The sequence below is a fragment of the Rhizobium sp. RHZ01 genome (assembly GCF_014851595.1).
Lineage (GTDB): Bacteria > Pseudomonadota > Alphaproteobacteria > Rhizobiales > Rhizobiaceae > Rhizobium > Rhizobium altiplani.
In genome coordinates, this window is the sequence record NZ_JACUZZ010000006.1 from 14,715 (window position 1) to 38,959 (window position 24,245).

At 59.3% G+C, this 24,245-nt stretch carries 25 protein-coding genes and 1 tRNA gene; 13 read left to right on the plus strand and 13 right to left on the minus strand.

Features of this window, described 5'->3' with window-relative positions:
- Positions 1 to 317: 317 nt before the first annotated feature.
- Positions 318 to 1,154, minus strand: a complete 837-nt coding sequence (locus tag IB248_RS08665) for a cell envelope integrity EipB family protein (RefSeq protein WP_192240717.1) — start codon at positions 1,152 to 1,154, stop codon at positions 318 to 320.
- 137 nt (positions 1,155 to 1,291) lie between these two features.
- Between IB248_RS08665 and IB248_RS08670 the strand changes: the two genes are divergently transcribed.
- The 4 genes from IB248_RS08670 (at position 1,292) to IB248_RS08685 (ending at position 4,226) form a co-directional block, all read left to right on the plus strand.
- A complete protein-coding gene (locus tag IB248_RS08670; protein WP_113471672.1) occupies positions 1,292 to 1,759 on the plus strand; it encodes a RidA family protein in 468 nt (155 codons plus the stop codon).
- On the plus strand, positions 1,759 to 2,478 hold the full coding sequence (locus tag IB248_RS08675) for a glycerophosphodiester phosphodiesterase (protein ID WP_169683350.1): 720 nt from the start codon (positions 1,759 to 1,761) through the stop codon (positions 2,476 to 2,478). Before IB248_RS08670 ends, IB248_RS08675 begins: the two co-directional genes overlap by 1 nt.
- A gap of 78 nt (positions 2,479 to 2,556) precedes the next feature.
- Positions 2,557 to 3,747 carry a GNAT family N-acetyltransferase gene (locus tag IB248_RS08680; RefSeq protein ID WP_192240718.1) on the plus strand — a complete coding sequence of 397 codons (1,191 nt, stop codon included), beginning with the start codon at positions 2,557 to 2,559 and terminating at the stop codon, positions 3,745 to 3,747.
- A gap of 53 nt (positions 3,748 to 3,800) precedes the next feature.
- The gene (locus tag IB248_RS08685; protein WP_018858831.1) at positions 3,801 to 4,226 is read left to right on the plus strand and encodes an HIT family protein; all 426 of its coding nucleotides are present in this window, start codon (positions 3,801 to 3,803) and stop codon (positions 4,224 to 4,226) included.
- On the opposite strand, the gene IB248_RS08690 is transcribed toward IB248_RS08685, so the two are convergent.
- The 8 genes from IB248_RS08690 to IB248_RS08725 form a co-directional block, all read right to left on the minus strand.
- Positions 4,223 to 5,155: a phosphatase PAP2 family protein gene (locus IB248_RS08690; RefSeq protein WP_018859928.1), complete on the minus strand. Its 933-nt coding sequence runs from the start codon at positions 5,153 to 5,155 to the stop codon at positions 4,223 to 4,225. The genes IB248_RS08685 and IB248_RS08690 overlap by 4 nt on opposite strands.
- Before the next feature lie 108 nt (positions 5,156 to 5,263).
- Positions 5,264 to 7,765, minus strand: a complete 2,502-nt coding sequence (clpA, locus tag IB248_RS08695; protein WP_192240719.1) for an ATP-dependent Clp protease ATP-binding subunit ClpA — start codon at positions 7,763 to 7,765, stop codon at positions 5,264 to 5,266.
- 10 nt (positions 7,766 to 7,775) lie between these two features.
- Positions 7,776 to 8,129, minus strand: coding sequence for an ATP-dependent Clp protease adapter ClpS (gene clpS, locus IB248_RS08700; RefSeq protein ID WP_008526939.1), 354 nt, complete (start codon positions 8,127 to 8,129; stop codon positions 7,776 to 7,778).
- 259 nt (positions 8,130 to 8,388) lie between these two features.
- Complete coding sequence (locus IB248_RS08705; RefSeq protein WP_026372161.1) at positions 8,389 to 8,760, minus strand: phasin family protein; 372 nt, start codon at positions 8,758 to 8,760, stop codon at positions 8,389 to 8,391.
- A 230-nt stretch (positions 8,761 to 8,990) separates the two neighbouring features.
- Positions 8,991 to 9,413, minus strand: a complete 423-nt coding sequence (locus tag IB248_RS08710; RefSeq protein ID WP_192240720.1) for a DUF3597 domain-containing protein — start codon at positions 9,411 to 9,413, stop codon at positions 8,991 to 8,993.
- 246 nt (positions 9,414 to 9,659) lie between these two features.
- Positions 9,660 to 9,863: a DUF3126 family protein gene (locus IB248_RS08715; protein WP_007532353.1), complete on the minus strand. Its 204-nt coding sequence runs from the start codon at positions 9,861 to 9,863 to the stop codon at positions 9,660 to 9,662.
- Positions 9,864 to 9,990: 127 nt separating this feature from the next.
- Complete coding sequence (gene cysE / locus IB248_RS08720) at positions 9,991 to 10,824, minus strand: serine O-acetyltransferase (RefSeq protein ID WP_169683356.1); 834 nt, start codon at positions 10,822 to 10,824, stop codon at positions 9,991 to 9,993.
- A 112-nt stretch (positions 10,825 to 10,936) separates the two neighbouring features.
- On the minus strand, positions 10,937 to 11,719 hold the full coding sequence (locus IB248_RS08725; protein ID WP_192240721.1) for an alpha/beta hydrolase: 783 nt from the start codon (positions 11,717 to 11,719) through the stop codon (positions 10,937 to 10,939).
- Between the two features lie 154 nt (positions 11,720 to 11,873).
- Here IB248_RS08725 and IB248_RS08730 point away from each other — a divergent pair, with 154 nt between their 5' ends.
- The gene (locus IB248_RS08730; protein WP_018859934.1) at positions 11,874 to 12,119 is read left to right on the plus strand and encodes a zinc-finger domain-containing protein; all 246 of its coding nucleotides are present in this window, start codon (positions 11,874 to 11,876) and stop codon (positions 12,117 to 12,119) included.
- A gap of 25 nt (positions 12,120 to 12,144) precedes the next feature.
- A complete protein-coding gene (locus IB248_RS08735) occupies positions 12,145 to 13,290 on the plus strand; it encodes an FAD-dependent monooxygenase (RefSeq protein ID WP_192240722.1) in 1,146 nt (381 codons plus the stop codon).
- Here IB248_RS08735 and IB248_RS08740 read toward each other — a convergent pair whose 3' ends face one another.
- Positions 13,291 to 14,481, minus strand: a complete 1,191-nt coding sequence (locus tag IB248_RS08740; protein WP_192240723.1) for a cystathionine beta-lyase — start codon at positions 14,479 to 14,481, stop codon at positions 13,291 to 13,293.
- Positions 14,482 to 14,845: 364 nt separating this feature from the next.
- Between IB248_RS08740 and IB248_RS08745 the strand changes: the two genes are divergently transcribed.
- From IB248_RS08745 to IB248_RS08760, 4 genes are all read left to right on the plus strand, one after another.
- Complete coding sequence (locus IB248_RS08745; RefSeq protein ID WP_018859938.1) at positions 14,846 to 15,871, plus strand: amino acid ABC transporter substrate-binding protein; 1,026 nt, start codon at positions 14,846 to 14,848, stop codon at positions 15,869 to 15,871.
- A gap of 91 nt (positions 15,872 to 15,962) precedes the next feature.
- Positions 15,963 to 17,165, plus strand: coding sequence for an amino acid ABC transporter permease (locus IB248_RS08750; protein ID WP_026372163.1), 1,203 nt, complete (start codon positions 15,963 to 15,965; stop codon positions 17,163 to 17,165).
- Between the two features lies 1 nt (position 17,166).
- A complete protein-coding gene (locus tag IB248_RS08755; RefSeq protein ID WP_018859940.1) occupies positions 17,167 to 18,321 on the plus strand; it encodes an amino acid ABC transporter permease in 1,155 nt (384 codons plus the stop codon).
- Between the two features lie 19 nt (positions 18,322 to 18,340).
- Positions 18,341 to 19,114: an amino acid ABC transporter ATP-binding protein gene (locus IB248_RS08760; RefSeq protein WP_018859941.1), complete on the plus strand. Its 774-nt coding sequence runs from the start codon at positions 18,341 to 18,343 to the stop codon at positions 19,112 to 19,114.
- A gap of 149 nt (positions 19,115 to 19,263) precedes the next feature.
- On the opposite strand, the gene IB248_RS08765 is transcribed toward IB248_RS08760, so the two are convergent.
- Complete coding sequence (locus tag IB248_RS08765; protein WP_018859943.1) at positions 19,264 to 19,698, minus strand: hypothetical protein; 435 nt, start codon at positions 19,696 to 19,698, stop codon at positions 19,264 to 19,266.
- Positions 19,699 to 19,928: 230 nt separating this feature from the next.
- Between IB248_RS08765 and IB248_RS08770 the strand changes: the two genes are divergently transcribed.
- From IB248_RS08770 to IB248_RS08780, 3 genes are all read left to right on the plus strand, one after another.
- Entirely contained in the window at positions 19,929 to 20,990 is a 1,062-nt protein-coding gene (locus tag IB248_RS08770) for a class I SAM-dependent methyltransferase (protein WP_018859944.1), read from the plus strand.
- A 230-nt stretch (positions 20,991 to 21,220) separates the two neighbouring features.
- Positions 21,221 to 21,295: transfer RNA gene (locus IB248_RS08775), tRNA-Glu, on the plus strand.
- Positions 21,296 to 21,510: 215 nt separating this feature from the next.
- On the plus strand, positions 21,511 to 21,870 hold the full coding sequence (locus IB248_RS08780) for a hypothetical protein (protein WP_192240724.1): 360 nt from the start codon (positions 21,511 to 21,513) through the stop codon (positions 21,868 to 21,870).
- On the opposite strand, the gene IB248_RS08785 is transcribed toward IB248_RS08780, so the two are convergent.
- Together IB248_RS08785 and recJ are read right to left on the minus strand one after the other, a co-directional pair.
- The gene (locus IB248_RS08785; RefSeq protein WP_018859946.1) at positions 21,863 to 22,276 is read right to left on the minus strand and encodes a hypothetical protein; all 414 of its coding nucleotides are present in this window, start codon (positions 22,274 to 22,276) and stop codon (positions 21,863 to 21,865) included. The genes IB248_RS08780 and IB248_RS08785 overlap by 8 nt on opposite strands.
- A gap of 17 nt (positions 22,277 to 22,293) precedes the next feature.
- Complete coding sequence (gene recJ / locus IB248_RS08790) at positions 22,294 to 24,096, minus strand: single-stranded-DNA-specific exonuclease RecJ (RefSeq protein ID WP_169683363.1); 1,803 nt, start codon at positions 24,094 to 24,096, stop codon at positions 22,294 to 22,296.
- Between the last annotated feature and the right edge of the window lie 149 nt (positions 24,097 to 24,245).

A 24,245-nucleotide genomic window follows, 5' to 3' on the forward strand; every position in this document is an offset into this window, starting at 1 on the left:
CAGTACGCGCTTTTGGGGCACTCCACGCGTGGCGCGCTTGGAGCCGAACCAATCCCTCGAAGCACACTGCCTTCTATGAATTCTCTAGTTTGGAGGCAGCGAACGCCGCGATGCGATCGCCGGGCCAAGAATTCGATGTCACATGGGGCTCACGCGCCACACGGACGCGTGACGTTCTAGAGGTTGTTCAAAGGGCGCCTGTTTCAGACTGAGCGGGCCCGTTCAAGCTGGGAAATCAAACCTTCAGCCCGCGACAAAGTTCATGAAGTGCGAGTTTAGGTAGGGATGTCCTGCTTGTTGCACTTGCTACATTCCGGTTATTTGCAGGCAGCCGATTTGCTGTCGAGCAGTTCGAGCTTCGCAAGCCTGCCGCTCAAAACAAAATCGCCATAGTCCATCGTCAGATCACGCGTGATGCCATTTTCATAGAGCTTGAACGACATACGGTAGACCGGCAAAGCGTCCGTCCTCGTATTCTCGTTGAAATACGAGATCGTGACCGGCCAGAAGGCTGCCTTCGAGAAGGCGCCAGCGTTGCCCGCATCGGCCTCGTCGGTTGCGGGCGCCACCTGCTTTCCGACCACCGTCGTCGTCACCAACGCCTTGTCTCCATCGTCCGAGCCGTCAAAGACGCGCGCCTCGAACAGGCGCTTGCCAGCCTTGGCGTTCTGGATCACGTCCAGCATATGTTCCGTTGGGAACCGGCTTGCCGCCAGCTGCAACTCCTTGCTGGTCGGCTGGGTCAAGGCAACCTTGACACCTTCAGCCTGGTCCTGCGCGGCACCGTTAACCTCCTTGTCGAGCTGGTCGTCGGTGAAGGATTTGGTGTCGAAGGTGAACCGGCGGTCCTTGAGGTTCTCGAAGGTCTTTGTTTGCTGGTCGCTGACGCGGACGGCATCGCCCGTATCGATCTGGGTAACGAAACGGAAGTTAGTGGTGAAGCCCGTGCAGTAATTGCCGTCGAACTCATAAACCATGCGGCCCGACATGCCCGAAATGCCGGAGCGCTCGGAGGCATCCTTCAATTCCAGATCGTAGACCGCCCGGTGAGCAACGAGGCCAGTCGCGATCGCCGCACTCGTTACCGGCGCGGCCGCATGGACGGTCGTCGAAACGCTCGCCAGAAGAAGTGCGGCAAGACTCGATCGGAACATTGACAATCTCCTGTTGGACTCGCCTGCAATGTTATAAGAACGCTTTCGGCCAAATCGAGGCTCGAAAATGTCACAAAGCAGATTCCAAGCCTTGATGCATAATTTTAGAACTATTGACAATAAAAGCGGAGAGGAAAATGCCCGATCAAATCGCTGCACGCCTGAAAGAAATGGGGATATCCCTGCCTGAGGCTGCTGCACCGGCCGCCAACTACGTCCCCTACGTCATCAGCGGGAACCTTCTCTATATCTCCGGACAGCTGCCGCTCGAGGGCGGAAAGATTGCTGTTCTCGGTCACCTGGGCAAGAATGTAGACGTCGCAACCGGCCAGCGCGCCGCGGAACTCTGCGCCATCAACATCATCGCCCAAGCAAGCGCTGCCCTCGGCGGCGATCTCGGTCGCATCAAGCGCGTCATCAAGCTCAACGGCTTCGTGGCCTCCACTCCTGATTTCGTCGAACAGCACCTCGTCATCAATGGCGCCTCCAACCTGATTGCAGGCGTGCTTGGCGAGGCCGGAAAGCATGCGCGCGCCGCCGTCGGCATGGCCGCGTTGCCGATGAACGCCGCTGTCGAAATCGATGCGATCGTGGAAATTGCCTGATGACCTCAGCAGCATGGCTCAAGGAGCAACCGGTCGCCCATCGTGGCTATCATGACCTCAACAAGACGGTCTGGGAAAACACACTCTCCGCCTTCACGCGCGCAGTCGATGCAGGATTCGCGATCGAGTGCGATCTGCATTATGCGTCCGACGGCGTTCCTGTTGTCTTCCATGACGAGGATTTGGAGCGTCTGTGCAATCTGAAGGGAGGCGTGCGCGAACGCACGTCCAAGGAGCTCGGTCTCATCTCCGTCGGCGGGACGACCGACAAGATCCCGACGCTGCGGCAGCTGCTCGATCTCGTCAAGGGTCAGGTTCCCTTGGTCATCGAGCTGAAAGGCCGCGAGGCCGATGACGAGGGCTTTGCCGAAGCAGTTCTCGAAGTGCTTGAGGGCTATGAAGGCAAGGTCGCCCTCATGAGCTTCGACCACTGGCTGCTTCGCGATCTGAAGGCGCTCAATGCCCCCTATCCTCTCGGGCTGACGGCAGGCGGCAACAAGCCGGAAGAATTCGAAGTGCATGAAAAGGCGATGAAACTCGGCCTTGACTTCATTTCCTATTTCGTCGCCGACCTGCCGAACCCGTTCATAACCGCCCAGCGCGAAAAGGGCATGGTTGTCATCACCTGGACCGTCCGCGACGAAAAGGGGCGAAAGCATACCTTCGAGAATGCCGATCAGATGACGTTCGAAGGATTCGATCCGCGCGTTTCGGTTTGACGCTCGCTTTTTGGACAAGATCATGCTCAGACTGTTGGTGAGCCCTATTCTCCTCCCAAACGGTCTCGCATTCGCTCCATGACAGACGAACTTTCAATCCGCATCGAGCGGTCTTTCACCGCGATTTCCCCGGAGAGCTGGTCTCAGCTTTCCGGGGCCTCCCGCAAAAGCAGCGTTCTCGCCTACAATCCGTTCGTGTCGCATGCTTTCCTGTCCTCGCTGGAGGAATCAGGATCGGCGACCGCACAAACCGGCTGGATGGGTCATCATCTTCTATTGGAAACCGACAAAGGCGAACTCATCGGCGCCCTGCCCGGTTATCTCAAGAACCACAGCCAGGGAGAATATGTTTTCGACCACGGCTGGGCCGATGCTTTCGAACGAGCCGGCGGACGCTACTATCCGAAGCTGCAATGCTCCATCCCCTTTACCCCTGCGACCGGCCCGCGCCTGCTTGTCGCCGAAGGTCTGCAGCGCCTGCCGATCCAGCACGCCATTGCCGAGAGCCTCAAGGAGGTCGTGCGCCGGCTTGGCGTCTCTTCCGCCCACATCACATTCGTGCCCGAAGACGAGATCGGCATCTTCGAAGGTGAGGACTACCTGCACAGGACGGATCAGCAGTTCCACTTCATCAACGAAGGCTACGCCAATCACGAGGAGTTTCTGGAAACGCTCGCGTCGCGCAAGCGCAAAGCACTTCGCAAGGAACGCCGCACCGCACTCGAACACGGCATTGAAATTGATTGGCTGACCGGTCGCGATCTGACAGAACGGATCTGGGACCAGTTCTTCGAATTCTATATGGACACGGGCGGCCGAAAATGGGGCCGGCCTTACCTGACGCGCAAATTCTACTCGCTGATCGGCGAGCGCATGCCCGATGACATCCTGCTCGTCATGGCAAAGCGTGACGGTCGCTATATTGCCGGCGCGATCAACTTCATCGGCGGCGATACGCTTTATGGCCGTCATTGGGGCTGCATCGAGGACCATCCGTTCCTGCATTTCGAAGTCTGCTATCATCAGGCAGTCGACTTTGCATTGGCGAAAGGCCTCAAACGGGTGGAAGCCGGCGCCCAGGGCGAGCACAAGCTGGCACGAGGTTACCTGCCGGTGACAACTCACTCCGCGCATTATGTTGCTCATGCTGGGTTGCGGCGGGCTATAGCCGACTATCTCGAGCGCGAGCGTGACGACGTAGAGCACATGAACGAGATCCTGACGGAGCACAGCCCGTTTCGAAAGGGCGAGCGCCAGCAGGAGGATTGACGCTTTCGCCCCTGCCGCGCTACGCGATCACAGCAGCAACGAGGAGAGTTGGTATGACCAGCGCCGCCTACGACAGCAACAACATTTTCGCCAAGATCCTGCGTGGCGAAATTCCCTCGCACCGCATTTACGAAGACAGCGACACGATCGCCTTCATGGACGTGATGCCGCAGGCTCCGGGCCATGTGCTTGTCCTTCCCAAGGCGGCGTCACGCAACCTGCTCGATGCGGACCCGACCGTTCTCGCCAAGACCATCCCCGTCGTCCAGAAGATCGCCAATGCCGTCAAGGAAGCCTTCGACGCCGACGGCGTCTTCGTCTGCCAGTTCAACGAACCAGCCGCCGGCCAGACCGTCTTTCACCTGCACTTCCACATAATCCCGCGTTTTGAAGGTACGGCCCTGCGTCCGCATTCCGGGCAGATGGAAGACAATGCCGTACTCGCGGCGAACGCGGAGAAGATTAAGGCTGAGCTCTAGTCCGCCAGCCGTATTGTTGAATTTTGCGCATCCGCCGGCGTCGCCTTCTCAAGTAGAGATCGCGCCAGTGCATAGGCGATAGCAAAGGTCACACCACCGCCGACAAGATCGACCAGATGATGCCCTCCGTGTACGAGAATTGCGGGCATCATCAGCGCATTCAGGATGGCCGCTGGAACGAAGACGAACCGGATACGGGCAAGGAAGCAGACCGACATGCACGCCATGACCATGTGGAAGGAAGGGAATGCGATCAGGCCGAGCACATTGGCTGGCGTCAGATGAGTGCTTCCTTCGCGCAACACGCGGCCGAGTTCCGTTCCATAGGCGGGACTAACAGCCAGCGGCATTGCCTCGAGGACCTGCCGAGGGAGCCGCTGGAATGCAGAGGGACCGATCGACGGCAAGAAAAACCAGAACATGATTGCCAGCAGCGCCCCGATAACTCCCGTCAGCAGAAAATGCTGCAGTCTCGTTGTTCTTCCAGAAAAACCAAGAACCAGAATCACGCCTAACAGCTGCATCAGCGAACTCGTGTAGACCGCGTACAACACGAGACCAACCAACGGATGGCGCGCAGCCCATTCGACGATAGCGGGCCAGGAATACCCAAGCATGCCGTCGATCTGCGTTAGCGTGCCGTCAATCTGCGCGAAGTAGGAAGGCAACAACAGATAGTTGAAGATAGAACCGGCAATCGTGAAGAGCACGAAGAGACCCGCAGCGGTCGCCGCTGCCGCGATCCGGTCATTGTGGCGGACACGCCGATAAAATTGACCAAGGGCAACCAGGAACGCGCCGCAAGCAATGAGGCTCGCATATCCTACAAAGTCTATTCCAACGCCCTTCAACAACAACAGGCAGGCATCAAGAAGTGCCAAGGTCGTGATGATGAAAACAATGAAACGTTCAGCCGGCAGAAACACCATCGTAAGGCTCCTTGCTGGAGCCGATATAAAGCCGGTTCACTTAAGAATCGTCTAAGCAACCGCTAGTGCGAAAAAGAAAAGGCGGCCTTCGGCCGCCTTTTGCTCAGTTTACTTCTTCGGAACCCTCGGAACCGCACTTCCCTTCTTGGGCAAGCTCTTGATTACCGGTTCGGCTGCTGCCTTCGCCTTCTTGGCCGTTGCCTTTTTCGGGCGGGCCTTCGTCTTCAACTCGCCGTCATCCTCATCATCGGCCTCGGAATGGACGACTTCGGCTTCCGGCTTCGGCTTGATCGGGGCGCTGTCCGACACAGCTTCGAGGATGATGCCGGGCTTGCCATCTTCCTTCGGACCGACCGTGACGTTGACGACGCCGCCCTTGCGTAGCTTGCCGAAGAGGATCTCGTTGGCAAGCGGCTTCTTGATGACGTCCTGGATGACGCGGGCAAGCGGGCGAGCACCCATCTTGTCGTCGTAACCCTTCTCGGCCAGCCAGGCGATGGCGTCCTTGTGCAGATCGAAGGTGACGTTCCGTTCGGAAAGCTGTGCTTCGAGCTGCATGATGAACTTCTGCACGACCTTGTAGATGACTTCCGTCGGCAGCGCCGCGAACGGGATGATCGCGTCGAGGCGGTTGCGGAACTCGGGCGTGAACAGGCGGGTCAGCGCCTCTTCGTCTTCGCCTGTCCGCTTGGACGAGCCGAAGCCAATCGCGGCCTTGGCCATCTCCGATGCGCCCGCGTTGGTCGTCATGATCAGGATGACGTTGCGGAAGTCGATCTTCTTGCCGTTGTGGTCCGTCAGCGCGCCGTGGTCCATCACCTGCAACAGGATGTTGTAGATGTCGGGATGCGCCTTCTCGATCTCATCGAGCAGCACAACGCAATGCGGATGCTGGTCAACGCCATCGGTCAGGAGACCGCCCTGGTCGAAGCCGACATAGCCGGGAGGTGCACCGAGCAGGCGCGATACCGTGTGCCGCTCCATGTACTCGGACATGTCGAAGCGCAGAAGCTCAACACCCAAAGACGACGCCAGCTGCTTTGCAACCTCGGTCTTGCCGACGCCTGTCGGGCCGGAAAAGACGTAGGAGCCAATCGGCTTGTTCGGTTCACGCAGGCCCGCGCGGGCGAGCTTGATCGACGTCGACAACGCTTCGATCGCATTGTCCTGGCCGTAGACGACCGAGCGCAGTTCCTGCTCGAGATTGGCAAGAACGGCTTCGTCGTCCTTCGACACCGTCTTCGGCGGGATGCGCGCCATCGTCGCGACCGTCGCTTCGATCTCCTTCTCGGTGATCAGCTTGCGGCGCTTGGACGGCGGCAGCAGCATCTGAGCAGCACCAGTCTCATCGATCACATCGATTGCCTTGTCAGGCAGCTTGCGGTCCGAAATGTAACGGGCGGACAGCTCGACGGCGGTCTTGATCGCTTCGTTCGAATAACGCAGGTGATGATATTCCTCGAAGTAAGGCTTCAGGCCCTTCATGATCTCGATCGCATCGTCGATCGACGGTTCATTGACGTCGATCTTCTGGAAACGACGAACCAGGGCACGGTCCTTCTCGAAAAACTGGCGGTATTCCTTATAGGTGGTCGAACCGATGCAGCGGATCGCGCCCGAGGACAGAGCCGGCTTCAACAGGTTCGATGCATCCATCGCGCCGCCCGACGTCGCACCCGCCCCGATGACGGTGTGGATCTCGTCGATGAACAGCACGGCGCCCGGATATTCTTCCAGTTCCTTGACGACCTGCTTCAGGCGCTCCTCGAAATCGCCGCGATAGCGTGTGCCGGCCAGCAGCGTGCCCATATCCAGCGAGAAGATGGTGGCATCAGCAAGCGCTTCCGGCACCTTGCCCTCGACGATGCGCTTGGCAAGGCCTTCGGCAATCGCCGTCTTGCCGACGCCGGGATCACCGACGTAGAGCGGGTTATTCTTCGAGCGACGGCACAGAACCTGGATGGTGCGGTTGACTTCAGCCTGGCGGCCGATGAGCGGATCGATCTTGCCGCTTTTGGCTTTCTCGTTGAGGTTCACGCAGTAGGCCTTCAGGGCGTCCTGCTGTTTCTTCGGACCGCCCTCCTCCTGATCACCGCTGTTGCGAGAAGCCGGCTTGCTCTCGGACTCGCCGTCGTCCGCGCCACGCGGCGGACGGGACTCGGACGAGCCCGGCCGCTTGCCGATCCCGTGCGAGATATAGTTGACGGCGTCGTAGCGGGTCATTTCCTGCTCCTGCAGGAAGTAGGCAGCATGGCTCTCGCGCTCGGCGAAAATGGCAACAAGGACGTTTGCCCCCGTAACCTCTTCGCGACCGGAAGACTGCACATGGATCACCGCTCGCTGGATGACACGCTGGAAGCCTGATGTCGGCTTGGAATCCTCGTCATAGCCAGTGACCAAATTGGAAAGTTCGTTATCGACATATTCAACAAGCGTTTTGCGCAGCGCGTCGAGGTCGACATTGCAGGCACCCATGACCGCGGCCGCATCGGCATCGTCGATCAGGGCGAGCAGCAAATGCTCGAGCGTGGCATATTCATGATGCCGCTCGTTGGCAAAGGTCAGTGCCTGATGGAGCGCCTTCTCAAGACTAGGCGAAAATGTTGGCACGTTCAGATCCTCACTTCTTTTCCATGACGCATTGCAGCGGATGCTGGTGCTGTCGGGCGAAGTCCATCACCTGGCTCACCTTCGTCTCCGCCACCTCGTATGTAAATATCCCGCATTCACCGACGCCGTGATTGTGGACGTGGAGCATGATGCGAGTGGCACTTTCACGATCCTTCTGAAAAAAACGCTCGAGGATATGAATGACAAATTCCATGGGTGTGTAATCGTCATTCAGGAGCAGCACGCGGTAGAGATTGGGCTTCTTGGTCTTTGGCTTCGTGCGCGTGATGACCGAGGTTCCGCGATTTCCGTTGTCCCCGTTCCTTTCGCTGTCGTTTTGCATCCGGATCGGCTTGGCGATCATTTTCTATCATTCCTCGATCATTCCGGTGGGCCTGGGAGGCGTGATTGCCCACCGAATATTCGAACTACTAACTTAGTCCATCCTTGCGCGATTTTAAGCCCCTCGTTTCACACTGCAATCACATTTCGGCCGGTGCCGACGCAAAGACACAGAAACTGGCGAAAGCAGATGACGGACGTCGCGAAAAAAGAAAAGACCGGCCGCAGATGCGTAGCCGGTCCTCGATTTTCAAGGGCTATGCGGCGATTGCCGCCTATCGTTATGCCGCTGCGGGCGTGACAACTGTGGCTGCTTTCGTCGCCTTCGCGGTCGCTGCAGCAACAGGCGCTTCGTATGGTTTGTAAGCGCTTTTGGCGAGATCGGAATACATTTCGCCGAGCTTGGTCGCCTCGCTCACGAAGTTCTCGTATGCGCTTTTCACATAGTTGGTCTGCAACTCGAAGGCAGCTTCAAAGCTGCGCGCTCCGGAAAGACTTTCAAAATGTGTGACCGTGTCCTGAAAGGACTTCTTGGAATACTCCACGGCTTCAGCGGCAATCGCCTGGAAGCCCTTGGCTGTGTCCGAATAGCTTTTCAGCATGGTATCCATGGCTTCCTTGCTCTTCCGGTTGGCGTCATCGAAATTCAACATGACCATCATCCTCCTTGGCCTTTGCAAGCAGGATGAAGCGTAGCTGCAACGCACAAATAGTCAAGCACGATTGTGCATTGCAAAACAACCTTCACTTGCATCCACCCTGTTTTCTTCGGGCAAGACACAACGACACCCTCTCCAATAGTTGATTTTGCTAAAATATATCAGGAGCGCCGCAACCAAGAGCTTTCGAAGAATTTCGGTGCGGCGCCGCCAGCATTGAGCCGTCAATCAAGGAGGTCTGCCGGAACTTTTCCGCCATTCTCGGCAAGCCGTTTCATCAATGCCTTGTGCAGGAACATGTTCATGGTGGCGGTGTCGTGCGGATCGCCGGTAAAGCCAAGCTCTGCCGCAAGTTCCTTGCGCTCCGCAAGGCTCGCGTCCATACCGACAGCCTTCATAAGATCGACGATCGAACGGCGCCAATCCAGCTTCTGTCCGCTCTTCTTCACAGCGGCATCGAGCAGCGGCACGATATCGATCGCAGCTGCGGCGGGCGACGCGGTGGCCGGAGTCGGCTGCGATGGGGCTGCGGGCGCGGCGCTTGGCGCTGCTGCGGTCGGCGGTGGCGTGGGTGCCGCGGACGGTGTGACCGGAGCGGCCACGGCTTCACCAAAAATCGCGTGCTTGATCTTGTCGAAAATACCCATTCTCAGCATCCCTCCTTAGCGCCAGAGCACATGCTCAGAAGAGGAGATGGAGCATTCGACGGAGTGGTCCAGAGAAGGCAGCCTATTTTTCCGCTAAAGATTGCCCTGCGAAAAGAAACAATCGGAGGTTTGCGGGATCAAGGCCTGAGCCGCGCTGCAGATCGATCAAGCGACTTGCCTTGAGAAGCAAGCCGCTCGCGGGCGCGACATGGCAGACGGGCGGCGAGGCCGCCCGTCAATCACAAATCAAAGATCAACGTCGAGGATTGCCATCGAGAAATTATAGGAGCGGTCGCCGTCCTCGTCATCGATATAGACGACACCCAGAAATTCTTCGCCGAGATAGACTTCCGCGGAATCGTTCTTTCGCGGGCGTGCCTTGACGATCACCTGCGGGTTGAACGTGCGCTTGAAATAGGCGTCGAGCTTCTTGATTTCTTCGGGCTTCACACTGCATCTCCTGAGCGGTCTCGGTTGGCCGCTTCTTGCATGGGAAAGACGGCGCTGTAAAGGCGCGGGGACAGACGCGCGAACGCTATCCCCGCCGATATGTCGTACTGTTAAGACGGTAAGCGGCTCAGATATCCGCGCCGATCACCTGATCCATTATTCGCGACGGTTCCGAACACCCGGCTTCTCCGACCACTTTGGCCGGCACGCCCGCCACAGTCGTCTTCGGCGGTACCGCCTTCAGCACGACAGAGCCAGCGGCAATGCGCGAACAATAGCCAACCTCGATGTTGCCAAGAATCTTGGCGCCGGCGCCGATCAGGACACCGCTGCCGATCTTCGGATGCCGATCCGAGCCTTCCTTGCCGGTGCCGCCAAGGGTGACACCATGCAGGATCGACACGTTGTCGCCGATCACAGCGGTTTCGCCGACGACCAACCCGGTGGCATGGTCAAGGAAAATGCCCCTGCCGATACGCGCTGCGGGATTGATGTCGGTCTGGAACACGCTCGAGGATCTGCTCTGCAGATAGAGCGCCAGATCGCGGCGGCCGCGGTTCAGCAACCAATGCGCTAGGCGGTGCGTCTGCAGCGCGTGGAATCCCTTGAAATAGAGCACGGCTTCCATGAAACGCAGGCATGCGGGGTCGCGGTCGTAGATCGCCTGAATGTCGACCCGCAGGATCGCGCTCCACTCCGGCCAATCCTCCAGCATCTGATCGAAGGTCTGGCGCAGCAGGATCGCTTGCATGTCCGGATGATCGAGACGTTCACAGATGCGGTAGATCACGCACTCTTCGAGCGACCGATAATTCAGCACGGTCGAATAGAGAAATGCGGCCAGCACCGGATCGTTTTCCGCGGCAACACGCGCTTCCTCGCGCAGGCTGTCCCAGATCGGATCCATCACCTTGAGAGGATTGCCAGTCTCAAGAGAGCGAATGTCTGTCTTTGCGACCATGAAAGGTCTCCTCGTATGCGTAGGCTCGGCTCTATATAGGGCAAAAACCTGTTAACATAAATGGGTACTTGGGGAATCCTTTGTCCCGCAGCACCGGCATGGAGGCAAGTCACTATCCGGCGACTTTGGCATAAAACTCCAGCGCCGCCTTCTTAAAAACGCGGTCTCCGACGGCCAGCATGTGATCGCGGCCGGGAATATCAAGCGCCTGGGCATGCGGCATCAGCGCAGCCAGTTCCTGGGCTGAACCTGCAATGTCGTCCTTCGTTCCAACGCCGATCAAGGTCGGCGCCTCGATTTTCGCCATGTCGGAGCGTGCCACGAGGTCGCGAGATCCCTTGATACAGGCGGCGAGTGCGTCACGGTCACTCTTCGTCTGGTCGGCGAAGGCCCGGAACATGCGTCCGCGATCATGAGAGACATCGTCGAGCGACGGAGCCAGCAAGGCATCAGCAATCGGATCCCAATCGCCGACACCATCCGTCATGCCGATCCCAAGACCGCCGAGGACCAGCGAGCGGACCCGGTCGGGGTGGGCAAGTGCCGCAAAAACGGAAATGCGGGCTCCCATCGAGTAGCCCATCAGGTTGGCTTCCGGAATCCCAAGGTGATCAAGGAGCGCAATCGCATCGCTTGCCATGTGCCAGGGACGGTAGGCCTCGGCATCCCTTGGCTTGTCGCTTGCACCGTGTCCGCGGTTGTCGATAGCTATGACTCGGTAGCCCTCGTCGCCCAGGGTCTTCAGCCAGCCGGGATTAACCCAGTTGACGTTGGCGCTGGAAGCGAAACCGTGGATCAACAGCACGGGAGCGCCGCCCGGATCGCCTTCATCGAAGAAGGCAAGCTTCAGCCCATCATGTGTCAAGCTGGAAAAAGCGGGCGTATTCAAGTTCATCGGACTGTCCTTTTTGCCGGACCATATTTTATAGGCCAGAGAACTGAAACCCTCGCAGGTGCAAAAACTGTGCGTCCGAGCGCTCTTTGGCTCTACACATTTGCGGTGAAGGACTATAAGGTCCGCGCACGTTACAAAGCATTCGGAGACAGACATGGCCGGCCACAACATTCCCCACTTCCAGAACGACGGCGGACACCGCGTTATCGAAGTCGGCGTGAAAGAGTTCATGTGCACCGGTGCCTCCGTTCCGTTCGATCATCCCCACATCTTCATCGACATGGGCGATGAGAACGAGAAGGTCTGCTCCTACTGCTCGACCCTCTACCGTTTCAATGGTGCGCTGAAGGCAACCCAGACCAATCCGGCTGGCTGCGTCTTCCACGTCAAGGCCGCCTGACACCCATTTCGAGATCGGAAAGCCTATGCCGGCTAAACATGCCGCCATCGTTGGCGCGGGCATAGCGGGCCTTACAGCTGCACTTGCTTTGGCACGGCGCGGCATCAGTTCCGAGATTTTCGAGCAGGCGCCGGAACTGACCGAGGTCGGCGCCGGTCTGCAGATTTCGCCCAATGCGTCACGCATTCTGGCCGAGTTGGGAGTACTCGCGCGCCTGACCGACGCCTGGCTCGAGCCGGACTCCATCCAGCTGATATCCGGAACCTCACTGCGCCGGCTGGCAGCCGTTCCCGCCGGGAGCTTTGCACGCGCCCGCTGGGGTGCTCCCTACGGCGTCCTGCATCGCTCCACGCTGCAGCAAACCCTGCTCGACGCCGTCGCCAACGAGCCGCTCTGCCAGATACATCTAGGCGCGCAGATCAAGGGCCGGCCATTGTCAGACCGCCAAGCAGACCTTCTGATTGGCGCCGACGGCGTCTGGTCGCAGGTTCGGGAAAGCATCGAAGGCAGCCCCTCGCCGCGGTTCTCCGGCAACATCGCCTACCGTTTCACCGTTGACGCCGCAAATGCGCCCGCCTTTCTTGAACGGACGAGCGTCTCTGCCATCCTTGGTCCCTCAGCGCATCTCGTCTGTTATCCGCTCAGGGAAGCCAACCGTTTCAATATGGTGGCGATCACCGCCGGCAATGCCGCATCGCACGACTGGACCAACCAGCCGACGGATGCCCAGCGTCAGCAACTGCTGTCGCGTTTTTCTCGGTGGCATCCTGCGATCGTCGAACTATTCGCCAAGACAGGCGACGTCACCTTCTGGCCCTTGTACGAAACGACGAACGGGCGTTGGCACGACGGCCACAACTGCGTCCTCATCGGCGACGCCGCACACGCAATGATGCCTTTCGCGGCGCAGGGTGCCGCAATGGCAATCGAAGACGCTTATGAGCTTGCGCTGTTCGCCCCGTCGCATCCCGTCGCCGAAGCCCTGCGGTTGTTCGAAGCGCATCGCACGCCGCGGATTGCGCGGCTGCGCCAGCGCGGTGCATTCAACCAGTTTGCCTATCACGCCCGCGGACCGATGCGCATCGGCCGGGACATCGTTCTGGCGCTGCGGCCGCCGCAAAGTCTCGCGGCGGATCTCGACTGGATTTACGGCTACCGCGCCGGCACTTGATCAGACGGCTTTTGCCGCGGCGAAACCGCGCTCGATATCGGCCTTGATATCGACGACATCCTCAAGCCCGATCTGCAGACGGATGACCGGCCCCTCGGCGGGCGCCTTGCAGATACGGCGATCGCTCAGGTTGACGTGAAGCGCGAGGCTCTCGAACCCACCCCATGACCAACCCAGGCCGAAGATTTGCAGCGCGTCGAGGAAGGCGTGCGCCTTGGCCTTGAATTTTTCCGGCGCGTCCACGGCAAGCACGAAAGAGAAGATGCCGCTCGCGCCCTTGAAATCGCGCTTCCACAATTCGTGCGATGGGAAGCTCGGCAGCGCCGGATGCAGCACCTTGGCGACGTCCTCCCTGCCCTCCAGCCATTTGGCGATCGTGAGCGCACTTTCATAGTGTCGCTCCAGGCGCACGCCCATGGTCCGCAATCCACGCAGGATCTGATAGGCGTCGTCAGGCGCTCCGCAAATGCCGAGCGTAATGTTCGCTTCGTGCAGCTGCGGCCAGTAATTGGCGTTTGCCGAGACTGTTCCCATCAGGATGTCCGAGTGCCCGGACGGGTATTTGGTGGCGGCGTGAATCGAGACATCGACACCGAAGTCGAGCGGCCTGAAATAAACAGGCGTCGCCCAGGTGTTATCCATCGTTACCACGGCCCCCTGCTTGTGGGCGACCGCGGCAATCGCCGGAATGTCCTGCATTTCGAAGGTATTCGAGCCAGGCGCTTCCGTATGAACGAGCTTGGTGTTCGGCTTGATCAGCGCTTCGATGCCCGCACCGACCAGCGGATCGTAATAGTCTACTTCTACACCGAGACGCTTCAGCATCGTGTCGCAGAAATGACGGGTCGGTCCATAGACCGAATCGACGATCAACGCATGGTCACCGGCCGACAGGAACGCCAGGAACGGGACGGTAACAGCTGCAAGGCCCGAGGGCACGAGGATAGTCCCAGCGGACCCTTCCAGCGCATCGATCGCCTCGCAAAGCGCATCCGTCGTCGGGGTACCGCGCGTTGCATACGTATACCTCTGTCCACGTGTCTCCATCGTCCTCGCATTTGGAAAGAGGACCGTGGAGGCATGGACAACGGGCGGATTGACGAAACCGTGGTATTCGGCCGGATCGTTGCCGAGGTGGGAAAGGCGCGTGTTGATGCCGGCGTTCTGAAGCAGGCCTTCTTTATCTATCATATCGGAAATGCCTTTGGCGGTGGGATGCAGCCAAACTCTTGGACCGCGTAAAACGATCGGTCAACCCCGTAGCCCGGACTCGCACAGCATCCCTGCCATGCAAATTCCTCAGATATATCAGCGGTTTTGCGCGGTTTTTTTGGCAAGATGCTGCCATTTCGATAGCCATCTGCGCATTTTATGCGCCTCAATTAGTGAATTGCCGAAATATCACGCAATCTTTCATCGCGACACTTGACCATAGTGACATTTGCGACTGTGATAGCACCAACTCGCGCCGGGAGGGTGTCGGGTCATCTGGGAGGTTTGCCTGCTTCGCGAGCGCTCCCACAGAAAGATAAGACAAAGGAAAAGGTTGGGAAAAATGAAGATTAAGCTTCTGTCGGTCGCCATCGGCGCAGCAGTTTTCGGAGTTGGCGCTTCTGCAGCTTCTGCCACCACGCTCGAAGACGTGAAGGCAAAGGGTTTCATTCAGTGCGGCGTCAACACCGGCCTTCTCGGTTTCGCGCAACCTGACGCTTCCGGCAACTGGGCCGGCTTCGACGTCGACTTCTGCAAGGCAGTTGCTTCGGCTGTCTTCGGCGACCCGGCCAAGGTGAAGTACACGCCGCTGTCGGCCAAGGACCGTTTCCCGGCGCTGAAGTCGGGCGAAGTCGACCTTCTGTCGCGTAACACCACCTGGACGATCAACCGCGACACCGCGCAAGGCTTCAACTTCCGCCCGATCACCTACTACGACGGCCAAGGCTTCATGGTCCGCAAGAGCCTGAACGTGAAGTCGGCACTTGAGCTGTCCGGTGCGGCCATCTGCGTCCAGTCCGGCACGACGACGGAACTGAACCTTGCCGACTATTTCAAGTCCAACAACCTCCAGTACAATCCGGTCGTTTTCGAGAAGCTTGAAGAGGTCAACGCGGCCTATGACGCTGGTCGCTGCGACGTCTACACGACTGACCAGTCCGGCCTCTACTCGCTGCGTCTGACGCTGAAGAACCCAGACGAGCACATGATCCTTCCGGAAATCATCTCGAAGGAGCCGCTCGCCCCGGCCGTTCGTCAGGGTGACGATCAGTGGTTCGACATCGTGTCGTGGACGGCCTATGCCCTCATCAATGCCGAAGAGTTCGGCATCACCCAGGCGAACGTCGATGAAATGAAGAACTCGGCCAATCCTGACATCAAGCGCTTCCTCGGCACGGAAACCGATACCAAGATCGGCACCGACCTCGGGCTCACCAATGAATGGGCTTATAACATCATCAAGGGCGTCGGAAACTACGGCGAAGTCTTCGAGCGCAACGTCGGCAAAGGCAGCCCGCTCAAGATCGAGCGTGGTCTGAACGCGCTGTGGAACAAGGGCGGCATCCAGTACGCTCCGCCGGTCCGCTAAGCGGCTGGTCAAGACTTGGGAAGGCGGTCAGCCGCCTTCCCTATATAAAGAGAAAAGCCCGAAAACGGGCTCATAGGGGATAAGACTCGGCATGACGCAAGAGGCTATGCACACGTCACATGTGCAAAGCACTGGCTGGAGTTTCCGGTCGGTGGCTTACGACCCGAGGATTCGGGGCATTTTCTTCCAAGTTCTGACCGTCGCGCTCATCGTCGGCTTCGTGTGGTGGATTGCCCATAACACGGCTCAAAACCTCGCCCGCGCCGGCACGGCCTCCGGCTTCGGGTTTCTGAGCGGGCGCGCCGGCTTCGACATCGGCCAGTCGCTGATCGAATATTCGAGCGATGCGACGTATCGCCGAGCCCTTGTGGTCGGATTTTTGAATACAATCCTCGTCGCGGTCACCGGCATCATTACGGCCACGATCATTGGCTTCGTCGTCGGCATCGGGCGCCTGTCGCACAACTGGCTGATCGCCAAGCTCTGCACGGTGTATGTCGAGGTATTTCGCAACATCCCGCCGCTGCTCGTCATCTTCTTCTGGTATCAGGGCGTTCTCGCTGTTCTGCCAGGCGCGCGAGAGTCGCTGCACCTGCCACTGAACATGTTTCTCAACAATCGCGGGCTCGCCTTCCCGAAGCCGATCTTCGGTGAAGGCATGTGGGCGGTTGGCGTGGCATTTCTGGTTGGTATCGTGGCAGCCGCAATAATCGCGCGCTGGGCGCATAGACGTCAGGCCGCAACCGGTAAGCAATTCCACACGATCTGGGCTTCCATCGGGCTGATTGTCGGCCTGCCCGGTCTGGTGTTCCTGCTGTCCGGCCTGCCGCTTTCGTTCGATGTGCCAGTTGCTGGCAAGTTCAATCTCACCGGCGGCTCCGTCATCGGCCCGGAATTCATGTCGTTGTTCCTGGCACTGTCCTTCTATACGGCGGCATTTATTGCCGAAATCGTCCGCGCCGGCATTCGCGGTGTGCCGAAGGGCCAGTCCGAGGCCGCCGGCGCACTGGGCCTGCATCCATCAAGTATCACGCGCCTCGTGGTGGTTCCGCAGGCTTTGCGCATCATCATTCCGCCACTCACCAGCCAGTACCTGAATCTGACGAAGAACTCGTCGCTCGCGATCGCCATTGGCTTTTCGGATCTCGTCGCCGTCGGCGGTACGATCCTGAACCAGACCGGACAGGCCATTGAAGTCGTGTTCATCTGGGCGGTCGTCTATCTCGCCATCAGCATCCTCACATCGCTGTTCATGAACTGGTTCAACGCCAAGATGGCCTTGGTGGAGAGATAAGATGTCGACATCCAACCAAGCGTTCGTCCGAACGAATTTCATCGATGCCGAACCCGCGCCGCGTAGCGAAAGCGGGCCTCTGGCCTGGATCCGCAAGAACCTGCTGGCTACGCCGAAAGACGTCGTCCTGACGGCTCTGGCCGTTGCCTTGCTCGCATGGGCATTGCCGCACGTCATCAACTGGCTATTCATCCAGGCCGTCTGGACCGGAACGGACCGCACCTTCTGTGCAACCACCGTTCAGGGCGGCACGCAACCCGACGGCTGGAGCGGCGCCTGCTGGGCGTTCGTCAATGCGAAGTTCGACCAGTTCGTCTTCGGTCGATATCCACTGGACGAACGCTGGCGTCCGACAATCGTCGGGATCCTGTTTGTGCTGCTGCTCGTGCCTATGCTGATCCCCAAGGCACCATTCAAGCGCACCAACGCCATTCTGCTGTTTGCCGTCTTGCCGCTTCTTGCCTTCTGGCTGCTTTATGGCGGCTTCGGGCTCGAAATGGTGGATACGCCGCTCTGGGGCGGCCTGATGGTGACGTTGGTGCTCTCCTTCGTCGGCATCGCCGTGTCGCTGCCATTCGGCATCATCCTGGCACTCGGACGCCGCTCGAAGATGCCTGTCATCAAGATGGTCTGCGTCGGCTTCATCGAGATCATTCGCGGCATACCGCTGATCACCGTGCTGTTCATGGCGAGCGTGTTGCTTCCGCTGTTCCTGCCCACAGGCTTTACGATCGACAAGCTGCTCCGCGCCTTGATCGGTGTGGCGATCTTCGCCTCCGCCTACATGGCCGAGGTTATCCGTGGCGGCCTGCAGGCGATCCCGAAGGGCCAGTCCGAAGGGGCCGACTCGCTCGGGCTCGGCTACTGGCAGAAAATGCGGCTGATCATCCTGCCGCAGGCGATCAAGCTGGTCATCCCGGGCATCGTCAATACATTCATCGGCATGTTCAAGGACACATCGCTGGTGTCGATCATCGGCATGTTCGACCTGCTCGGTATCGTCCGTTTCAACTTCACGGACGCCAACTGGGCGAGCGCGGTGACACCCTTGACAGGCCTGATTTTCGCTGGCTTCGTCTTTTGGCTGTTCTGCTTCGGCATGTCGCGCTATTCAGGCTTCATGGAACGCTATCTCGATACCGGCCACAAACGATAAAAGATAAGGGAACGAACACATGGCTGAGGCTCAACCAAAGAAGATGACCGTTTCGGCAACCGACGTTGCCGTCGACATCATCGGCATGAACAAGTGGTACGGTGATTTTCACGTTCTGCGCGACATCAATCTGAAAGTTATGCGTGGCGAGCGCATCGTCATCGCCGGCCCGTCGGGTTCCGGCAAGTCGACGATGATCCGCTGCATCAACCGTCTGGAAGAACACCAGAAGGGCCAGATCATCGTCGATGGCGTCGAACTCACCAACGACCTCAAGAAGATCGACGAAGTGCGCCGCGAAGTCGGCATGGTCTTCCAGCACTTCAACCTCTTCCCGCACCTGACGATCCTGGAAAACTGCACGCTGGCGCCGATCTGGGTGCGCAAGATGCCGAAGAAGCAGGCGGAAGAAGTCGCCATGCACTTCCTGAAGCGCGTCAAGATCCCGGAACAGGCCAACAAGTATCCGGGCCAGCTCTCGGGCGGTCAGCAGCAGCGCGTGGCGATCGCCCGCTCGCTCTGCATGAACCCGAAGATCATGCTCTTCGATGAACCGACCTCGGCGCTCGACCCAGAAATGATCAAGGAAGTTCTGGAGACCATGGTCGGGCTTGCGGAAGAAGGCATGACGATGCTCTGCGTGACGCACGAAATGGGCTTCGCGCGTCAGGTCGCCAACCGCGTCATCTTCATGGACCAGGGGCAGATCGTCGAGCAGAATTCGCCGGCCGAGTTCTTCGACAATCCGCAGCACGAGCGCACCAAGCTGTTCCTCAGCCAGATCCTGCACTAGGTCGATTGGCGAACAACAAATTCAAGGCCGTCGGATTTTTCCGGCGGCCTTTTCGTTTCGGGGCACTTCTGGCGGTTCACACGCGGCGCCATAACATCACAAACAAAAGGCCCCGATGACGGGGCCTTTCGAGGCGAGCCTGAGAGCGATCAGGTCTTCAGCTTGGCATTGCAGAGGCTGTAGAAGCCGCCGCCCTTCTGGATCCACTTCAGGCCATTGAGCGTGTTCGCATCCTTGTTCTGATGGTAGGCGTCGACGCAGGTATGCATCCGGCCCTTTCCGGGCGTTTCCTTGGCGTATTTCGGTGAAATTGCTGTCGGGAACGACACGCCCTTGGGCGCCGTCATCGTCGGCTTGTCCGGTTCTTCGCCACTGTTGAGGGTGACATCGGGTTCGGCCGTCGCATCCGGACCGCACTGCGCCTTGCGGAAATCGTTCCACTTCATGTTCTTCGCAGAGCCGTCAGCCTGGGCCGATTTATACTTCGCGCTGCATTCCTTCATGGTCAGCGCCGAGGACGGCGTAGCAAACGCCAACGCCCCGAGCAGGGAAACGGATGCAAGAATAGTCAACTGCTTGATCATGATCTTTCCTCCAGGCCTCCAGGGGCAATCAAACTATCAGGCTGGCCAATTTTCTTGTCAACGCGACAATTGGTGCAACCAGTACGTTAGATTTGTTCCGGGCAACCGTCGAGCTCCGCTGACGGGATAACATCCCCGCGATGCAGCAGGCGTTTGCTTAGCGGCAAAACGCCGACGGTGGTATAGTGCCGGCCGGGCTGGCTTTTCCTGCACTTCCGAGGGAGGAAGACATGCGCGAACCTGACATGCAGAAAGTAGATGCACTCGTCGGCAGGTTAATCGGCGATGTTGGCGCGGCCGTCTCCGGAGCGCTGGTGGTGCTGGGCGATGACCTCGGCCTGTTCAAGGCCATGGCCGACGGCAAGCCGCGCAACTCTTCCGAACTGTCGAAAAAAACAGGTATCAAGGAACGTTATATCAGGGAGTGGCTGTCCGCCCTCGCAGCTGCCGACTACGTCAGCTATGACGAGAAGAGCGATCGCTTTCATCTGACGCCAGAGCAGGCCATGGTCTTTGCCGAGGAGGACAGCCCAGCCTTCTTTGCTGGCGCCTTTCAGGTCGTGCAGGCCATGTGGACGGACGAACCGAAGGTGGCTGACGCCTTCCGGACCGGCAAGGGTGTGGGATGGCACGAACACAGCGCCTGCCTGTTCCGCGGCACGGAGCGTTTCTTCCGGACCGGCTACAACAACAATCTGGTTGCTGAGTGGATTCCGGCGCTCCAGGGCGTCGACGCCCGCCTCAAAGCCGGCGCCAAGGTCGCTGATGTCGGCTGCGGCCACGGCGCTTCGACGATCCTGATGGCTAAGGCCTATCCTGCCTCGACGTTCTTTGGCTTCGACTATCACGCCCCGTCGATCGAGCGGGCGAAGGCTGCCGCCAAGGAGGCCGGCGTCTCAGATCGCGTCACATTCCAACAGGCGCCCGCCGCCGGCTTTCCGGAGGGGAACTACGATCTCATCGCCATGTTCGACTGCCTCCACGACATGGGGGATCCGGTCGGTGCCGGCAAGCATGTCAAGGAATCGCTCTCGGCCGATGGAACCTGGATGGTCGTCGAGCCCTTCGCCCACGACTGCCTGAAGGACAATCTCAATCCGGTCGGCCGCGTCTACTACGGCGCGTCGACGATGATCTGCACGCCGGCGTCGCTCTCTCAGGAGGTCGGCCTCGGACTCGGCGCGCAGGCCGGGGAAACCAAGCTGCGTAAGGTCGCCCTCGATGCCGGCTTCAAGCATTTCCGCCGCGCCACGGAAACACCCTTCAACATGGTCTTCGAGGTGCGCGCCTGAGGCGAGGTGCGGCGCGCTTGGCCATGGCCCGCCGCGTCACCTGAAACTTTCCACATGCTGAGAAGAGCTTGTGAATATAGAAATAACGGCGAAATATCAAAAAGATAGACAGATTTTCCTAGGCGCCGGAGGTTCAAGGGAGAGAAAAAATCGCGCCATTGTGATTTTTTCTGGTTTTGCCGCTTGCGGGATTCAAAGTGCCTGACTATAAGGGCGCCACCACGAAGGAAGCGCCCTTCGTCTATCGGTTAGGACACCAGATTTTCATTCTGGGAAGAGGGGTTCGACTCCCCTAGGGCGTGCCATCGTTTTCCTTTAAAAATCAGTTGCTTAGATACCCGCTTGCGAAAATTCGATAATTATTTCGAGTTTCGGGGGCAACCGGATTATATGCTGCTTTTCGCAAAGCGAATGTCTGGGAATCAGCCACCTGCTATAGCTTGGGCTCGGACACCATATGGTTCGAGCCCTCCCCGCCAACTACCTAGCAGCAGAATGAGCAGCCCATGGGTCACCTAAAATGACGGCTGATCTTCTGCGGCGTTACGGCGAAGCGGCGCTCCGCAACGCAGAGGAACCTCTCGTCAAAGTATCGCTATTGCGTGACCCTGGCACATTGCGCGAGCCTACTTCTTGGCTGTCGCGCGCATCGAGGAAGCGGGCAAGACTACACGCATTTGATGCTCAGAACCGACACTTCTCTGATCACGCCGTCTGCAAAGGGCTGAAAACAGCGATGGAGAGTCACTCCCAGAAAATCAACTATGCATTGGTAGCGTGGACCCTGAGTGCTCCCGAGCCGCGTGATGCGCTGAAGATAGCGCTCGATCTGATTTTTCACATTAAGCGCTGGCGCGAGCCCTCGATGAGCGTCAGGTAAAGACGCACTCGATTTGGCCAAGCGGACCGAAGTCGGCTGCGAGATGCTGGCCTGCCCAAACCTGAAGAATTTTCGAGCACGAACCAGTTGCGACCACGTCGTTCGGCTCGAGCTGGCGGCCCTTTGCTGCAAGCTCAGCAGCGAGCCAGGCGACAGCGTTCAACGGATCACCCATGACTGACGTCGCCTTTCCCGAAAAAACGGTATGCTTGAACAGAAATGTCGTCACGTCGATCTTGGCGACCTCGTCAAGCGGTATGCCGGGAGCAGGATCGCCGCAGATCGTTGCGACATGCAGGCCAAAGTCGGCAATCGCGGCATAGTCGCCAATCAATGTCCGGCGAGTCCGGCGGCCGATGACGCCAATGGCCGGTCGACAGGCGAGGATAGCGTCGCGAGCCTTCACTGGATAGCCATGTGCACTCACCGCGCCGGAGCGGCGTCCTGGACGCGTAGCTGGATGCGTCGTACACCCTGGTAGTGGTCCGCGCTAAGCGAGCCTGCAACATGGAGGTTGGCGCCCCTCGAATTCAGCAGCAGGTTGCCGAGCTGCGTATCGGCGGCCCGGAAGGCGATCCCATCAAGGCGGGCGCCGTCCATGGCTTCGAGCGTCACCTTCACGTGCTTCTCACCAACCAAACGAGAATCGCGAAGCCGATGGGCGGGAACAGCAAAGAGCGGCTGTGAATGCCCCGAGCCGTAAGGCCCGGCCGTCTCGAGGCGGTCGATCAGATCGAGCGTCGCGCCGCTGGCGGCAATCGCGCCGTCGATCTTCAGCTTCTCGTTGGCGACGAGTGCGGCAACCGTCTTTTCGGCTCGCTCGGCAAAGAAGCTGCGCAAGCGGCCGAGCTTGTCGCGCTCAACGGTGAGACCGGCAGCCATCGCGTGGCCGCCGCCCTTGACCAGCAGGCCATCGTCCACAGCCGCGCGCACCATCTTGCCCATGTCGAAGCCGTTGATGGAGCGACCCGAGCCGGTGCCTTTGCCGGATGGATCGAAAGCAATGGCAAAGGCCGGGCGCTTGAAGCGCTCCTTGAGACGGGCGGCAATCAGGCCGACGATCCCGGGGTGCCACTTTTCGTGGGCAGTGACGATGACCGAGGCGCCCTTGCCGTCCCCATATTCCGCCAGTGCCTCGGCCTCCGCTTCCAGCAGCATCGCCGCTTCCATAGCCTGCCTGTCGCGGTTGAGCTCATCCAGCTGCATGGCGATGGCCTCGGCCGCGCTCGTGTCGTCCAGGGTGAGCAGGCGGCTCCCGAGTGCCGCGTCGCCGATGCGCCCACCGGCATTGATGCGCGGCCCAATCATGAAGCCGAAGTGATAGGGCGTCACCGGTCCAGCAAGACCCGCCTTGCGAAAGAGAGCGGACAGGCCCGCATTGCCCTGGTGGCGAGCGGCGATCAGCCCCTTGACGACGTAGGCACGGTTCAGACCCTTCAGCGGCACGACATCACAGACGGTCGCAAGCGCGACGATATCGAGCCATTGCAGCAGGTCGATCGACCGTACGCGCGGGTTTCCTGCTTCCCGCAACAGCCTTAGCGTCGCGACGAGCACGAGGAACACGACACCCGCCGCGCAGAGATGTCCCTGCCCGGAGAGATCGTCCTCCCGGTTCGGATTGACCAGCGCGTGGCACGGCGGCAGATCGTGTGTCACCTGGTGGTGATCGATCACCACCACATCGATATTCCGCCTGGCTGCCTCGGTGAGGGCATCGTGGCTTGTGGACCCACAATCGACGGTGACGATCAGGCGTGCGCCATTGTCAATCAGACTGCCGATTGCCGCAGCGTTAGGCCCATAGCCCTCGAAAATTCGATCCGGAATATAGATCTCAGCTTTGACGCCGAAGTGCTTGAGAAAGCGGAACATAAGCGCCGACGAGGACGCGCCGTCGACGTCGTAGTCGCCGAAAATCGCGACCTGCTCCTGGTTGCGGATGGCCTCGGCGAGCCGCTTGGCCGCCTTCTCACAATCCGTCAGCGTGTAGGGGTCCGGCATCAGGTTGCGGAGCGTCGGATCAAGAAACTCCAGCGCCTCGTCGACGGTGACACCGCGTCCGGCGAGGACGCGCGCGATAAGTTCAGGCAGCCCGTGCACCTGAGACATCGCAAGCGCCCGGTTCTGGCCGGCCTGATCCAGTCGCGATATCCAGCGGTTGTCCAGTACGGACCTCTCCACGCCCAGAAACGCACGTTGTACCGGATCGGCCGGAATCTCCATATCGCCTGCTGCCCTCGTCGCTTGTCACCACCCCGGGACCGGGAGTGATATCGGCAGCTTTATGCGGCTTGGCCCGGCCGCACAACGGTTTTGGACGAGACACTCGACGTTAGCTGTGGATGCGCGCGGCTGATCTACCGCGGCACCTT

Coding starts and splice junctions, on each gene's coding strand:
- IB248_RS08770 (WP_018859944.1), top strand. CDS start 19,929: ATGCGCGAACCTGACATGCAGAAAGTAGATGCACTCGTCGGCAGGTTA.
- IB248_RS08755 (WP_018859940.1), top strand. CDS start 17,167: ATGTCGACATCCAACCAAGCGTTCGTCCGAACGAATTTCATCGATGCC.
- IB248_RS08670 (WP_113471672.1), top strand. CDS start 1,292: ATGCCCGATCAAATCGCTGCACGCCTGAAAGAAATGGGGATATCCCTG.
- IB248_RS08685 (WP_018858831.1), top strand. CDS start 3,801: ATGACCAGCGCCGCCTACGACAGCAACAACATTTTCGCCAAGATCCTG.
- IB248_RS08760 (WP_018859941.1), top strand. CDS start 18,341: ATGGCTGAGGCTCAACCAAAGAAGATGACCGTTTCGGCAACCGACGTT.
- IB248_RS08730 (WP_018859934.1), top strand. CDS start 11,874: ATGGCCGGCCACAACATTCCCCACTTCCAGAACGACGGCGGACACCGC.
- clpS (WP_008526939.1), bottom strand. CDS start 8,129: ATGATCGCCAAGCCGATCCGGATGCAAAACGACAGCGAAAGGAACGGG.
- IB248_RS08725 (WP_192240721.1), bottom strand. CDS start 11,719: ATGAACTTGAATACGCCCGCTTTTTCCAGCTTGACACATGATGGGCTG.
- IB248_RS08745 (WP_018859938.1), top strand. CDS start 14,846: ATGAAGATTAAGCTTCTGTCGGTCGCCATCGGCGCAGCAGTTTTCGGA.
- IB248_RS08705 (WP_026372161.1), bottom strand. CDS start 8,760: ATGTTGAATTTCGATGACGCCAACCGGAAGAGCAAGGAAGCCATGGAT.
- IB248_RS08740 (WP_192240723.1), bottom strand. CDS start 14,481: ATGATAGATAAAGAAGGCCTGCTTCAGAACGCCGGCATCAACACGCGC.
- IB248_RS08675 (WP_169683350.1), top strand. CDS start 1,759: ATGACCTCAGCAGCATGGCTCAAGGAGCAACCGGTCGCCCATCGTGGC.
- IB248_RS08690 (WP_018859928.1), bottom strand. CDS start 5,155: ATGGTGTTTCTGCCGGCTGAACGTTTCATTGTTTTCATCATCACGACC.
- IB248_RS08710 (WP_192240720.1), bottom strand. CDS start 9,413: ATGGGTATTTTCGACAAGATCAAGCACGCGATTTTTGGTGAAGCCGTG.
- cysE (WP_169683356.1), bottom strand. CDS start 10,824: ATGGTCGCAAAGACAGACATTCGCTCTCTTGAGACTGGCAATCCTCTC.
- recJ (WP_169683363.1), bottom strand. CDS start 24,096: ATGGAGATTCCGGCCGATCCGGTACAACGTGCGTTTCTGGGCGTGGAG.
- IB248_RS08680 (WP_192240718.1), top strand. CDS start 2,557: ATGACAGACGAACTTTCAATCCGCATCGAGCGGTCTTTCACCGCGATT.
- IB248_RS08735 (WP_192240722.1), top strand. CDS start 12,145: ATGCCGGCTAAACATGCCGCCATCGTTGGCGCGGGCATAGCGGGCCTT.
- IB248_RS08780 (WP_192240724.1), top strand. CDS start 21,511: ATGACGGCTGATCTTCTGCGGCGTTACGGCGAAGCGGCGCTCCGCAAC.
- IB248_RS08750 (WP_026372163.1), top strand. CDS start 15,963: ATGACGCAAGAGGCTATGCACACGTCACATGTGCAAAGCACTGGCTGG.
- IB248_RS08765 (WP_018859943.1), bottom strand. CDS start 19,698: ATGATCAAGCAGTTGACTATTCTTGCATCCGTTTCCCTGCTCGGGGCG.
- IB248_RS08665 (WP_192240717.1), bottom strand. CDS start 1,154: ATGTTCCGATCGAGTCTTGCCGCACTTCTTCTGGCGAGCGTTTCGACG.